The 14,073-nt window shown below is 37.6% G+C and carries 14 protein-coding genes; all 14 read left to right on the top strand.

Going from position 1 to position 14,073, the window contains the following annotated elements; all coding sequences use genetic code 11:
* Positions 1-56: 56 nt before the first annotated feature.
* Positions 57-1,247 (top strand): F0F1 ATP synthase subunit A, encoded by a 1,191-nt coding sequence (gene atpB, locus ACJJVW_RS06815; protein WP_405251154.1) that lies wholly within the window; start codon positions 57-59, stop codon positions 1,245-1,247.
* Between the two features lie 40 nt (positions 1,248-1,287).
* Positions 1,288-1,512 carry an ATP synthase F0 subunit C gene (gene atpE / locus ACJJVW_RS06810; RefSeq protein WP_013750716.1) on the top strand — a complete coding sequence of 75 codons (225 nt, stop codon included), beginning with the start codon at positions 1,288-1,290 and terminating at the stop codon, positions 1,510-1,512.
* A gap of 97 nt (positions 1,513-1,609) precedes the next feature.
* Positions 1,610-2,110: a F0F1 ATP synthase subunit B gene (locus tag ACJJVW_RS06805; protein WP_298323493.1), complete on the top strand. Its 501-nt coding sequence runs from the start codon at positions 1,610-1,612 to the stop codon at positions 2,108-2,110.
* Positions 2,111-2,132: 22 nt separating this feature from the next.
* Positions 2,133-2,669 carry an ATP synthase F1 subunit delta gene (gene atpH / locus ACJJVW_RS06800; RefSeq protein ID WP_298323495.1) on the top strand — a complete coding sequence of 179 codons (537 nt, stop codon included), beginning with the start codon at positions 2,133-2,135 and terminating at the stop codon, positions 2,667-2,669.
* 16 nt (positions 2,670-2,685) lie between these two features.
* On the top strand, positions 2,686-4,185 hold the full coding sequence (locus ACJJVW_RS06795) for a hypothetical protein (protein WP_405251153.1): 1,500 nt from the start codon (positions 2,686-2,688) through the stop codon (positions 4,183-4,185).
* Positions 4,186-4,280: 95 nt separating this feature from the next.
* On the top strand, positions 4,281-5,858 hold the full coding sequence (gene atpA, locus ACJJVW_RS06790; protein ID WP_013750719.1) for a F0F1 ATP synthase subunit alpha: 1,578 nt from the start codon (positions 4,281-4,283) through the stop codon (positions 5,856-5,858).
* Between the two features lie 124 nt (positions 5,859-5,982).
* Positions 5,983-6,846 carry an ATP synthase F1 subunit gamma gene (gene atpG / locus ACJJVW_RS06785; protein ID WP_013750720.1) on the top strand — a complete coding sequence of 288 codons (864 nt, stop codon included), beginning with the start codon at positions 5,983-5,985 and terminating at the stop codon, positions 6,844-6,846.
* A 188-nt stretch (positions 6,847-7,034) separates the two neighbouring features.
* Positions 7,035-7,565 carry a hypothetical protein gene (locus ACJJVW_RS06780; protein ID WP_405251152.1) on the top strand — a complete coding sequence of 177 codons (531 nt, stop codon included), beginning with the start codon at positions 7,035-7,037 and terminating at the stop codon, positions 7,563-7,565.
* 47 nt (positions 7,566-7,612) lie between these two features.
* Positions 7,613-9,076, top strand: coding sequence for a lipopolysaccharide biosynthesis protein (locus ACJJVW_RS06775; RefSeq protein ID WP_405251151.1), 1,464 nt, complete (start codon positions 7,613-7,615; stop codon positions 9,074-9,076).
* A gap of 55 nt (positions 9,077-9,131) precedes the next feature.
* Positions 9,132-9,566, top strand: a complete 435-nt coding sequence (gene dut / locus ACJJVW_RS06770) for a dUTP diphosphatase (protein ID WP_405221752.1) — start codon at positions 9,132-9,134, stop codon at positions 9,564-9,566.
* Between the two features lie 85 nt (positions 9,567-9,651).
* On the top strand, positions 9,652-10,671 hold the full coding sequence (locus ACJJVW_RS06765; protein WP_405251150.1) for a sugar phosphate nucleotidyltransferase: 1,020 nt from the start codon (positions 9,652-9,654) through the stop codon (positions 10,669-10,671).
* Positions 10,672-10,680: 9 nt separating this feature from the next.
* Positions 10,681-12,063, top strand: coding sequence for a tetratricopeptide repeat protein (locus ACJJVW_RS06760; RefSeq protein ID WP_405251149.1), 1,383 nt, complete (start codon positions 10,681-10,683; stop codon positions 12,061-12,063).
* On the top strand, positions 12,063-12,845 hold the full coding sequence (locus ACJJVW_RS06755) for a DUF4292 domain-containing protein (RefSeq protein WP_405251148.1): 783 nt from the start codon (positions 12,063-12,065) through the stop codon (positions 12,843-12,845). The genes ACJJVW_RS06760 and ACJJVW_RS06755 overlap by 1 nt, the downstream gene beginning before the upstream one ends.
* Positions 12,832-14,064: a murein hydrolase activator EnvC family protein gene (locus ACJJVW_RS06750; protein WP_379952849.1), complete on the top strand. Its 1,233-nt coding sequence runs from the start codon at positions 12,832-12,834 to the stop codon at positions 14,062-14,064. The genes ACJJVW_RS06755 and ACJJVW_RS06750 overlap by 14 nt, the downstream gene beginning before the upstream one ends.
* The last annotated feature ends 9 nt before the right edge of the window (positions 14,065-14,073 follow it).

Below are 14,073 nucleotides of genomic sequence, written 5' to 3'. Positions count from 1 at the left end.
AAAATGAGTATTTTTGCACAAAATTTAAGGTTACGTTATTTATTGAAAATTTAAGAATGAAGGTAGCATCAAAATCAATCACACTTTTAGTATTAGTTTTTGTTCTTAGTATTCCCTTTTACGCTTTCGCGAAAGCGGATGCTGGAAAGACTGGAGAAAAAGGAAATCCAGTTAATACTAAAGAGGAGGTAAAGGCTTATATACAGCATCACTTAAAGGATTCTCACGACTTCCATTTATTCTCAACTTTTGATGATAATGGAGTAGAGCATCACTGGGGTTTCCCACTTCCTGTAATGTTATGGGGAGAAAACGGATTTACTGCGTTTATGTCTTCTGAGTTTCATCATGATGATGAAGGACAGGTAATCGTAACTAAAGGAGAAAGCCGCTTTGTAAAAAATCACGGTCGTATCTATGAACTTGATGCAGCAGCAACAAGTCTTACTTATGATGAAGATCACCACGCTACAAATGCTTCAAAACCTTTTGATCTTTCAATAACAAAAAGTGTTTTTGGTATCTTACTAATAGGACTTTTAATGTTAATCTGGTTCTCAGGACTAGCAAGACAATACAAGAAAAAAAATATTCCAACAGGATTTGCACGAGTACTTGAGCCTCTAGTAATTTACGTGAGAGACGAGATCGCAAAACCAAACATTGGGGAGAGCTACAGAAAATTTACTGGATACCTTCTTACGGTATTCTTCTTTATCTGGATACTTAACCTTGTAGGTTTAATGCCATTTGGTTTCAACGTTACAGGTCAGATTGCGGTAACTGCAGCACTTGCTGTTATTACATTAGTGATTTACGTATTTAGCGGTAATAAGCATTTCTGGGGTCACATGTTATGGATGCCAGGTATCCCTTACGTGTTCAGACCATTATTAGGTATTATCGAGCTTGCAGGTACATTGGTTATTAAGCCATTTTCACTGTTAGTACGTTTATTTGCAAACATCACGGCAGGTCACACGGTAGTTATGAGTCTTGTTGCGGTGGGAATCTTATTGCAAGATTCACTTAGCGTTGCAGGTTCTACTATTGTGTCATTATTCTTGTCACTATTTATTATGCTTATAGAATTGCTAGTAGCATTTCTACAGGCGTATATATTCACTACATTGTCAGCTCTATTTATTGGTATGGCTGTAGCAGATGATCATCATGACGAGGAGTTACATGATGAGCATGGTGAAACGATAGAGGATACTGAGGTTATTAGAAAGAACTTCACTTAATTAAGAATTTTTATTTGTTTAATTTTTTATATACACTATTATGTCTTTAGCATTAGTACAAGAAGTAGCACCAATGATCCCAAATTTAGTGGGAGCTGGTTTAGTAGTAATTGGAGGTGGTATCGGTCTTGGTAAGATTGGTGGAGCTGCAATGGAAGGAATTGCTCGTCAGCCTGAGGCTGCTGGTAAGATCCAGACTGCGATGATTATCGTTGCTGCACTTTTAGAAGGACTTGCATTTGGTGCCCTAATTTTAGGAGCTTAATCCAAATCAACCTTAAAATTCAACTTCCTGTAACGGTTGGTTACAGGAGTTGAATTTCATTAAACAAAGAATAAAAGAACAAAGAATCACTTTTGAGATGGAACAATTATTAGACAATTTTTCACTTGACCTGTTTGTAAAACAAACAATCCTTTTTTTACTTATCATTTTATTGATGGTAAAATTTGCTTGGAAGCCTATCATGAATGCTCTTAATGAGCGTGAAGAAGGAATACAAGGCGCTCTAGATGCTGCTGAAAAAGCAAAGCTAGACATGCAAAATCTTCAAGCAGATAACGAGAAGCTTTTAAAAGAAGCACGTGCAGAGCGTGAGTCTATGATTAAAGAAGCTCGTGAGATGAAGGCTAAAATGATTGACGATGCTAAGGCAGAAGCAAAACTTGAGGCAGATAAAATGGTATCACAAGCGCAGGCCGCAATCGAAGCTGAGCGTAAGAGTGCTATCGCAGATCTTAAAGGTCAGGTTGCAGCACTATCTGTAGAGATTGCAGAGAAAGTTGTAAAGAGTGAACTTTCAAATAAAGGAAGGCAACTAGAGCTCGTAGATGAGATGCTAGGAAACACGACTTTAAACTAATCGAATTTAAGCGGCCATCACTATGAGTAGAGCAGCAATAAGATATGCAAAAGCAGTACTAGATCTTGCAAAAGATAATGGTACTATTGAGGCAGTTTTAAATGATATGAAATCTGTTACAGCAACGCTAGAAGGAAGTAAAGGTCTTCGCAATGCTCTTAATAGCCCAATTATCAAAACAGACGATAAACGTGCAGTATTACGTCAAGTATTTACAGACGGAACAAAGGAGACTCTTGGTCTTATTGATGTTCTTGTTGATAATAAAAGAGCTAACTTGTTAGGCGGCGTAGCACAAAGCTTTATTACAGAATATAATAAAGCTAATAAAATTGAAGCTGCAACGGTAACAACCGCAGTAGCTTTAACACCAGAGCTAGAAACTAAAGTTTTAGCAAAAGTGACAGCTCTTACTGGAAGTACAAACGTAACCCTAACTAATGTAATCGATGAGAGCATTATAGGTGGTTTTGTGCTACGTGTAGGTGATACGCAATATAATGCGAGTATCGCTAGCCAGTTAGGCAAATTAAAAAGAGAATTTAGTAATAGTTTATAATTCCTATCCTTCTTCTATGAGAAACATTTTTCTAACAGCCGCAGTAATTATTTTGAGTGTAACTTCAGGTTTAGCTCAAAAAATTAAAGTCAAAAAAGACTTTGTTGAAGCAGATAAGGTGCAGGTAGCTAAAATCGAAAAGCTTGGTGCCTCTTATACTTTTACAAGCTTAGATGATGACGCTGAGAAATTTATTGTTGATCATAAAGGTCTCAAAATTTCTGAAGACCTAAGTAAGGAGTGGTTAATTATCAAAAATGCCGACGAGTCTAAGAGAACGGAGGTAGACATGGAATACCTTAGTTTTACAATGAACTTGAAAAAAGGTATAGCTGAGCTTCTTTTTAAGAAATATAAACTTCTTTCAACAGACGGAGTAGAAATTGAAACGCTTAATAGTTTTTTAGACGTTGATCGTCCTAATTTAACTAATCAGTATAATGATCTTTTGAAAGGCCAAATTGCTGAAGAAAAAGCGAAGAAGAATGCGCTTGCAAGTATAAATGTAACTGTAGGGGATGATCAAAAAATTCGTGAAGGTTACAAGGGTCCGGATGATTCAAATGTAATTGGATATTACACGGATGAACGTGAAGCATCTACCACAACATTTAGTGTTTATGATTTAGATAATCATAAGGTTGCAATTGCTAGTATTACGGCATTTGGATCTAAGTCAAATAATGTTGAAGTTAATTTACCCTATGAAAAAACAACTTTCAGTTATGTGGCTCAGTCTAGTAATAGAAATAATAATGGTTCTTATTCGACTAGATTTGTTCAAGAGCTTGCTAAGCAATTAGGTGTAAACGGAGTAACACTAGGCCATCAGGTCGAGGAAAAGCGAGAAAATGCACAAATTGCAAGAGGAGAGCAGCTTAAGGCGGCTCGTGTTGAAGCTGTAGAGGCTTATGAAGTAGCTAAAGAAGCTTCAAATAATATTTATGGTGCATCCGGATATATCATCAGTGAAAAAGGTGAACGTGTTGAAGGAGATATCTCTGTAAAATGGACGGATATTCCTGCTCCTGGTGATTGGGATAATGTTGTTGCAATAGGCGGTGAGGATACAGGAAAGAAAGTATCTGTACGTTACAAGAATAAAAAAGGAAAGACTAGATATAAAACTTTTTCTTCAAAAAACGAAGAGCGTTTTTGTCTTACCGTTGATGGAGAAGAGAGTTGTTACATTGGTGCAAAACTTAAAGGAAAAGGCCTAGAGCTTGCTGCGGGAGCAATGAGTTCACTTAGCTTTGATACTTCTGAGTATTATAAAATTATCAAAGAAGATGATAACATTTTAATATTACAAGATGTTGATAATAACGCTTACAGTGTTAAAGTTAAGAAAGAGAAAAAAGGATTTCAATTCAATATCTCAAATGCAGATAAGAATCTTGAAGGTATGAATAAGTATTTTGGAGAGGATTTAGAAGCACTAAAGGATTTAGATTATAGAGAATTAAGTTCAGCAGAAGCTGTAGTTGATTTTTACAATCAAAACATTAAAAAGTAATTACCTTTGTCGCTGCATTAATGCGGTGATAGAGTTTGTATAATTAAACAACGAATATCAATTTTCGCGGAAGCGTAAACCAAATATAAATAGTAATGGCAGAAGTTAAACCAGCAGAAGTTTCGGCAATTTTAAAGAAACAACTTTCAGGTTTTGAAGCAACAGCTTCCCTTGACGAAGTAGGAACAGTATTGACCGTGGGTGATGGTATCGCTCGTATTTACGGACTTGCAAACGCACAGTATGGTGAGCTTGTTGAGTTTGAAAGTGGTCTTGAAGCAATTGTTCTTAACCTTGAAGAAGATAATGTAGGGGTTGTACTCTTAGGTACTTCTTTATCTATTAAAGAAGGTGACACCGTAAAACGTACACAGCGTATCGCATCTATCCAGGTAGGTGAAGGTATTACTGGACGTGTGGTGAACACACTAGGTCTTCCTATTGATGGAAAAGGACCTATCGCTGGACAAACTTATGAGATGCCACTTGAGCGTAAAGCGCCTGGTGTTGTTTTTCGTGAGCCAGTAACAGAGCCATTACAAACAGGAATTAAAGCAATTGACGCGATGATACCAGTAGGTAGAGGGCAGCGTGAGCTTGTAATTGGTGACCGTCAGACAGGTAAGTCTACTGTTTGTATTGACACTATCCTTAACCAAAAAGAATTTTACGATGCTGGTGAGCCAGTACATTGTATATATGTAGCCATCGGGCAAAAAGCTTCTACAGTTGCACTTATTGCAAATGTACTTGAAGAGGCTGGAGCTATGGCTTATACAACGATAGTTGCAGCAAACGCATCAGATCCAGCAGCAATGCAAGTATATGCACCATTTGCAGGAGCAGCGATTGGAGAATATTTTAGAGATACAGGTCGTCCAGCATTAATCATTTATGATGATTTATCTAAGCAAGCAGTTGCATACCGTGAGGTATCACTTCTTCTTCGTCGTCCACCGGGACGTGAGGCATACCCTGGTGATGTATTTTTCTTACACTCTAGATTACTTGAGCGTGCTGCAAAGGTGATTAATGATGATGCCATTGCAAAAACAATGAATGACCTTCCTGATAGTCTTAAGCCTATCGTAAAAGGAGGAGGATCACTTACTGCACTTCCTATCATTGAGACACAGGCGGGTGACGTATCTGCTTATATCCCTACAAACGTAATTTCTATTACAGATGGGCAAATCTTCTTAGATGGAGATTTATTTAACTCTGGTGTACGTCCAGCTATTAACGTAGGTATCTCGGTATCACGTGTAGGAGGTAACGCACAGATTAAATCAATGAAAAAAGTATCAGGTACTTTAAAACTGGATCAAGCAGCTTTCCGTGAATTGGAAGCGTTTGCAAAGTTTGGTTCTGATCTTGATGCTGCTACCCTTAACGTAATTGAAAAAGGAAAGCGTAACGTAGAAATACTTAAGCAAGCAGAAAATACACCGTTTACAGTAGAGGATCAAATTGCAATTATTTATGCAGGGTCTAAAAACTTACTACGTAACGTACCAGTAAATAAGGTTAAAGAATTTGAAGCAGATTATATCGAATTCTTAAACGCTAAGCATAGAGGTATCCTTGATACACTTAAATCTGGAAAACTTACAGACGAGGTTACAGATACATTAGTAGCTGTTGCAAAAGACCTATCTGCAAAGTATATCTAAGAGTATTTCGCTTTCGCGAAAAATGTAATTCAACAACTCCCGCGCGAGCGGGAGACTTGTCAAAATTAAAGACAAATCGTGATGTTCAAGATGTAATGCTTGAGACTACGGGAATTTAAAGAAGATGGCAAACTTAAAGGAAATAAGAAACAGAATTTCATCGGTATCTTCTACGATGCAGATCACTAGTGCCATGAAAATGGTATCTGCTGCAAAGTTGAAAAAGGCACAAGATGCAATTACAGCAATGCGCCCATATTCTGATAAGCTTACTGAGCTTTTACAGAACTTAAGCGCTACACTAGATGCAGATTCTGGAAGTAAACTTGCAGAAGATCGTGAGATAAAGAAGGTACTTATAGTAGCTATTTCATCAAACAGAGGTCTAGCAGGAGCTTTTAATACAAATATTATCAAAGGTGTTAATGCACGTGTTGCCGCAAAGTATGCTGGTAAAGAAGTGCACTTAGTTACATTAGGAAAAAAAGCTGATGCTATTTTAGCAAAGACTTTTAAGGTAATCGAAAATAACAATGATATTTACGATGATCTTACTTTTGATAATGTAGCCGCAATTGCAGAAGATCTAATGGCTCGTTTTGAAGCTGGTGAATACGATCGCATTGACATTATCTACAATAAATTTAAGAACGCAGCAACTCAAATTGTAACTCCAGAGCAGTTTCTACCTATTGTAGCAACCGTACAAGAGGAAGCAGCAGCAACTGCAGATTATATCTTTGAGCCTTCTAAAGAGGAAATCGTTGAGGGATTAATTCCTAAAGCTTTAAAAACACAACTTTTTAAAGGAATTAGAGATTCTGTAGCATCAGAACACGGTGCGCGTATGACTGCCATGCACAAAGCAACAGACAACGCAACAGAGCTTAGAGATGCGCTTAAATTACAATATAACAAAGCACGTCAAGCTGCTATTACAAACGAGATTTTAGAGATCGTAGGTGGAGCAGAAGCTTTGAATAACTAGTACTGATTTAAATAGTACTATTATAACTCATAGAGTAAACCCCAACCGGTAACGGTTGGGGTTTTTTATGCACATCATTTTGGGGTAATAGCGCCTAGGCGCTGCATTTAAATGAAGTCATATCCGCAAGAATAATCTTTGCTATCTTTATGGCAAGGGTTTTGAATATAAACTCAAAACAACCAATTATGAAAATGTACAAACTAGTAGCGCTTTTAAGCATAGGATTCTCCTCATTATTACTCACACAATGTAAGTCTACCGCTGTGTCAGATACTCAAAAAACTATGGTCCTATCTCAACCAGCTTTTGCATTAAGTCCAGCATATTATAATACGTATGTTGCTGGTATGGCTCAGGGAGGCTCGGGAATAGAGTTCTATTTAGACATAGAAGCATTAGAAGCCAATGTGGTATTAGAAAACGTATATTTTCGCGAAGGCGTAGGAAAAATTATGCGTGGTAGTGATAACTACATTGCTCGCTTTAGAACAGACCAAGGTCCTAATCAAGATATAGTGATGTCTGATAATGTAGAAGATGAGGCGGTAAATACTCCTCCCGTTCAAAATGACGCATTTCCATTTACATTATCACCATCTGAAGCTGGTATAACATACCGTGATAATGGAGTGCTTAAATACGCTAAAATCGCAAACGTGGTAGAGAAAGAAACTAAAGCCTACCCTCGTCAGAAACCACGTGGTCGTCGTAACTAGTTGCTAGTATAATTTCTGTACTTTTGGCTACTTAAATACATAATTATTTGAGTTCTCTTAAAAGCCTTTTCAAACACACCTTTGTGTATGGTCTCGCGACGGTATTACCGCGCGTTCTTACGGCTTTACTCACCCGTCTGTACACTGGATATTTACCAGATAAGGAGGCCTTTGGAGAAGTGACCATCGTATTTTCTTATGTGATGATACTCAACGTGCTTCTTACGTATGGTATGGAAACCGCTTTTTTTAGATTTTTTAATGATGATAAGCATAGTGCTAAGACGCTATCTACATCCCTTACAGCCTTACTGGTTTCTACAGTTGCATTCACGATTATAGCATTTTTGGGTATTGATACGCTATCACAAATCTCAGATGTACCTGCTACGTACTGGCGATGGGTCATCCTCATTATTGCATTTGATACGCTTACCGTAATCCCTTTTGCATACATGAGAGCGCAAAAGAAGTCTGGAACATATGCATTTATAAAATTGCTCAATGTTGTAATCTCGACAGGACTCTCTGTAATATTACTAGTATGGCTACCTGGTTTAGATGGTGTTTCTAGTTGGTTACCTTCAGATAAGATAGAGCTCGTTTTCATAGCACTTTGTTTACCAAGTGTGCTCACTTTTTTAATCGTGATCAAGCCATATTTTGTAAAGTGGTCTTTTGATGTAAACTTGTGGAAGAAGATGGTTACGTATGGAACACCTGTTTTACTGGCAGGCTTAGCTTTTACGATCAATGAATCTTTTGATAAGATTCTATTAGAAAAAATACTACCAGAAGACATTGCCAAAGGGGAAGTGGCTATTTACGGCGCCTGCTATAAATTATCCATTGGTATGACTTTATTTGCAACTGCTTTTAGGATAGGGATTGAACCTTTCTTTTTTAGCGAAGCAAAAAATGAAAATGCACAAGTCATGTATGCTCAGATTACAAAGGCATTTGTAGTCTTAGGCTCTATTGCATTATTTGCTTATGTGGTCCTCGTAGACGTTGTAAAAGTGATTTTGTTAGATGGAGAAGAGTACTGGGAAGGCATGTACATCGTGCCACTCATTCTCGTAGCATACCTGTTTTTTGGAATTTATCAAACGCTATCCGTATGGTATAAAGTGACAGATAAAACTCGATATGGTGCATACATTTCTGTAGGCGGTGCTATTCTCACTATTGTTTTAAACGTAACATTAATACCTAGAATAGGATATCTCGCCAGTGCTATTGCTACCTGTAGTGCTTATGGATTAATGATGGTCGTGTCTTATCTCATGGGACGTAAACATTTAGCAGTTCCTTATGATGTAAAAAATATACTTTTGTATCTAGTCATGAGTATTACATTTTCTTGTGTGTTCTTCTATGGTTTTAGAGATTATTTTGGTGTTGGGAGCTTGCCATTGTATCTTGTAGGAGTTGGTATGATTGTAGTTTTAATAGGCTTTATTAGCTTTCGCGAAAAAGAGCTTTTATTAAGATTATTGAAAAGAAAATAAAGTCAACTCATAGTTTAATAAAAACACCGCAGCTGCGGAATTGAAATAGATTATAATGAAGATTAAAGTAATTAATAAAAGTGCACACGCACTTCCTCACTATGAAACCATTGCTAGTGCAGGAATGGATTTACGTGCAAATATCACAGAGTCAATCACGATAGGTTCATTAGAAAGAGCCATTGTTCCTACCGGAATATTTATGGAACTTCCTATAGGTGTTGAGGCACAGGTAAGACCACGTAGCGGACTAGCTGCCAAAAAAGGGATCACCGTACTCAATGCTCCAGGAACCATAGATGCAGATTATAGAGGAGAGGTAGGAGTAATTCTTGTTAACCTATCTAATGAACCATTTACAATTGAAAATGGTGAACGCATTGCACAAATGGTCATAGCAAAGCATGAGCAAGGACAATGGGAAGAAGTTACAGAACTTTCAACTACAGATCGTGGTGAAGGCGGTTTTGGGAGTACAGGAGTAAAATAAATTCCTACGTAGGTAAGAATTGCTCTCTCTAAAAGCAATAAGTATTAAATTCCATGTAAATGGAATAAATAAAGATTTATAAAAGATGAAGATAATAGTACCAATGGCCGGACTCGGCTCGAGATTAAGACCACATAGTTTAACAATACCTAAACCACTAATTCCTGTTGCAGGAGCACCTATTGTGCATCGTTTAGTGCGTGATATTGCAAAAATTTTAAAGCAGCCAGTAGACGAGATTGCTTTTATACTTGGTGATCCTACATTTTTTGGGGATGCTGTAATTGCACAACTTGAGGAACTTGCACAAAGCCTTGGTGCAAAAGCATCTATTTATCGTCAGGGAGCGCCATTAGGAACTGGTCACGCAATCATGAGTGCAGAGCCTTCTTTAACCGGTCCTGCGGTAATCGCATATGCAGATGCACTAATACGAGCAGATCTGGAGCTAGATCCAGAGGCAGATAGTGTTATATGGACAAAGAAAGTCCCTAATCCTGAGGCTTACGGAGTTGTAAAACTTAACGACAAAGAAGAAATTGTAGAGCTTGTAGAGAAGCCAGAAACATTTGTATCTGATCAAGCTGTTATAGGAATATATTATTTTAAGGATGTAGCCGTTCTTAAAGAGAAGCTTCAAGAAGTGTTAGATGAAAATCTAATGAATGGAGGTGAATACCAGATTAACGATGGTATTAAGAAAATGATGGCCGAAGGTCGTATTTTCAAGACAGGTACCGTTACAGAGTGGATGGATTGTGGTAATAAAGAAGTTGCTATAGATACTAATTCTAAGATGTTACAGTTCTTACACGATGAAAAAGAAGAGCAACTAATTGCAGATTCTGTGGTAAATGAGAACTCAACTATTATTGAACCTTGTTTTATAGGTGAAAACGTAGTTCTTAAAAATTGTACTATAGGTCCTGGTGTTGCGATAGGAGCTGGCACAACTATTGAAGATAGTACTATAAGCCATAGCTTAATCCAGCAAGATAGTGTTATAAAAAACGCACAGTGGACAGAAGCCATGATAGGTAACAAAGTACAGTATAACGGAGAGCACACGCGTGTAAGTCTTGGAGACTACACAGTGATGAAATAATCTAAAGTGATGAATAAAGGAATTTACATACTCATATTAACGGTGTTTTTTACGCTTTCGCGAAAGCGTATGAACGCTCAGCAACCGCAAGAGGTGACACCTTTTGCAGATGAGAATGTGGATGACTTAGGTGATGTGTCAGATGCTTTTCAAACCGCTTTTTTTGAAGCTCTTAAGCAAAAGGGGATTGAAAATTATGAACGCGCCATTACCTCACTAAATAAGTGTATCGCTCTAGAACCTGAGCTTGCCATATTATATTTTGAGAGAGGGAAAAACCAAGTATTTCTCAAAAATTATGATGAGGCTGCCTCAGATTTTAATACTTACTTAGATATCAAACCTAATGATGTAGATGTTTTAGAGGCATTATATGAAGTTCACTTTCAGCAGCAAGATTATGATGCAGCAGCTACTACAGTAAAAAAGCTTATAGGGTTTGATGTGCAGTACAAGGAAGATCTTGCGCGCATCTATACAAGTACGAAGCGATACGAAGAAGCACTTGACCTCATTGAAGAGCTAGATGACGAGATAGGAAGTGACATATATCGAGATCGATTAAAGAGCAAATTATATGCGCTTTCTGGTAATACGAATAGACAGGTAAAGGAGATAGAAAAAAATATTGCTTCTAATCCAAAGAGCGAGGCAGAGTACCTCAAACTTATATTACTGTACAGTGAGCAAGGCGACACACAAAAGGCATACGAAACAGCACTTGAGCTACAAAAGGTAAATCCTTATGCAGACGAAGTTCACTTAGCGTTATACAAGTTCAACCTTAATGATGGGAAGATAGATGAAGCAATTGCTTCTATGCAAAAGGTACTTGAGAGTACGCGTATGAGTCCGCCAGCAAAGCATCGCGTGCTTAATGATTTTGTACTTTTTGTAAATAGAAACCCTAAGTACGAGCCGGAGCTAGAGCAAGCTATTGCAATTTTTGACACGCAAGTAGCAGATGCAAATATTTATCAAGAGCTAGCTACCTATTACATTCAAAAAGGAAATAAAGCGAAGGCATTGCCATACCTTATTAAGGCGTTAGATAGTGAGCCAGAAAATCTCGAACTTATAAAAAACACAAGTTTATTATTGCTAGACGCAGGTGATTTTGAAAAAGTAGAAGATGTAGTGGCAGATGGTCTTGATCTATATCCATCGCAGCCATTATTGTATCTTACTTATGGCGTGGCATTAAATAAACAAGGTAAGTTCAAAGCTGCTATTGATCAGCTGGAACTTGGTGTAGATTATATTATTGAAGATTTGATTATGGAGATGGACTTTTACAAGCAACTAGGTGATGCACACACTGGTGATGGAGATGCTGCAAAAGCAGCTCGTTATTACAGCAAGGTAAAAGAACTTAAAGCACAAGGAAATTAATGAAGAAGCTAGGCTACATATTATTAGTAATAGTGCTCGCAAGTTGCGGTGGTGCAAAGAAAGTTACTACTACAGAGACAGTAGAAGATGTTTCATCTAAGCGTCTTGTAAAGGAATATTATAATAATGCGATAGATTTTACAACTTTTGATGCTCGTACAAAAATTAAGTACAGAGATAAAAAAGGAACAAAGCCTACAGTTACTCTTACTATCCGTATTGAAAAGGATAAACAAATCTGGATGAATGCATCTTTGATAGGCTTTTCTGGTGCTCGTGCTTTAATAACTCCACAAAAGGTGCAGTTTTATGATAAGCTCAACAATCAATACTTTGACGGTGACTTTGCATTTTTAAGTCAGTATCTCGGTGTAGAAATAGACTTTTTCCAACTGCAACGTTTACTCACTGGGCAAACTGTTTATGATTTGAGAGAAGGGAAGTATACATTTAAGGAAACTCAAAATGGCTACGAGGTTACCCCAAGAAAGCAACTTGATGAAGTGAATTTATTCTTTGGGATTAATACTCAAAACTTTGTTACTCAAGAACAGCGTATAGAGCAAAAGGATAATGGAGGATCACTTGATATTGCATATGGTGATTATAAAGAAGTAGGAAATAAGATCTTTCCTTACTTGCTAGATATCCTTGCAGATGATGGTAAGAACCAATCTCAAGTGCAAATAGAGTATCGCGATATAGATTTAAACGGAGAGGTACGCATGCCATTTTCTATTCCTTCTGGATACCAAGAAATCAAGCTCAATGCAAAAAAGTAAGTTAGCATACATCTTTATTGTAAGCTGTTTCTTGACGTTATTTATGTCACAAGCAGCCTTTGGGCAGTCTGCAAAGCAAAGACAGCTAGAACAGCGCAGAGAGTCTCTTAAAAAGGAAATGCAACAGTTGCAACGCTTGCGCGAAACAAATAAAAAGAAAGAGGTTTCTATCCTCACACAAGTAGAAGACCTTGACACAAAAATTAGACTTAGATCAGATCTTATCAAGGTCACAAATAGTCAAGCAAATTTGCTCACTCGGGAGATTAATGAGAACCTTGAGAAAATGGAAAACCTACGCAAGGAACTTACCATACTCAAAGATGACTATAGTGATATGATTCGTAAGTCTTATAAAAGTAAGAGCGGTCAAAGTAAGATTATGTTCCTCCTATCTAGTGAGAGCTTTAAGCAAGCATATAAGCGTACACAATACATGAAGCAGTATGCAAATTACCGCAAGAAGCAAGGCTTGCAGATTAAGGAGCGCACCACACTCATTCAAGAAACAAATAAGAAGCTAGTTAAACAAAAAGGTGATAAGGAAGCCCTTATTGCAGAGAATCGTATAGCTAGACGAGAGCTTGATAAAGAGAAAGAACGTCAGGATGAACTTGTAAAAGAGATTAGAAAAAAATCAAGTAGCTACATTGCCCAGATTAAAACAAAACAACAAGAGGCAGATCGTATAGATAGACAAATAGATAAACTCATTGCAGATGCTATTGCAGCGAGTAATAAGAAAGCTGGAAAGTCGGCTAGCAGTAAGACGTTTGCCATGACTCCTGCAGAGGTTGCACTAGCCAAAGAGTTTTCTGGAAACAAAGGAAGATTAATATGGCCAGTAGTACGAGGTAGAGTCACTCGTCGCTTTGGTAAATCTGCACACCCTACGCTTCCTGGTATTACACTTACTAATAGTGGTGTAGATATTGAGACAGAACCAGACGCAGCTGTGAGAGCTGTGTTTGCAGGAGAGGTTACTCAAATACAAGATATGCAAGGAGGTACTATTACTGTTTTTATACGTCATGGAGATTATCTCACTGTCTATACAAACCTTAAGAGTATCAAGGTGAAGCAGGGCGACCAGGTTTCTTTTAAACAAGAGATAGGTCAAGTCACGCGCAATGCCTTCAGCGGTAAGAGTGTTCTTAAATTTTCGGTGCGTAAAAACACTTCAAAGCTCAACCCATCAGACTGGGTACTTAATATGTAATCTTTTTTT

It is taken from the genome of Dokdonia sp. Asnod3-C12, from assembly GCF_045063975.1.
Taxonomy (GTDB): Bacteria; Bacteroidota; Bacteroidia; order Flavobacteriales; family Flavobacteriaceae; genus Dokdonia.
Note: the sequence above shows the minus strand (reverse complement) of the source record. Positions and strands in the feature narration are given on the sequence as shown.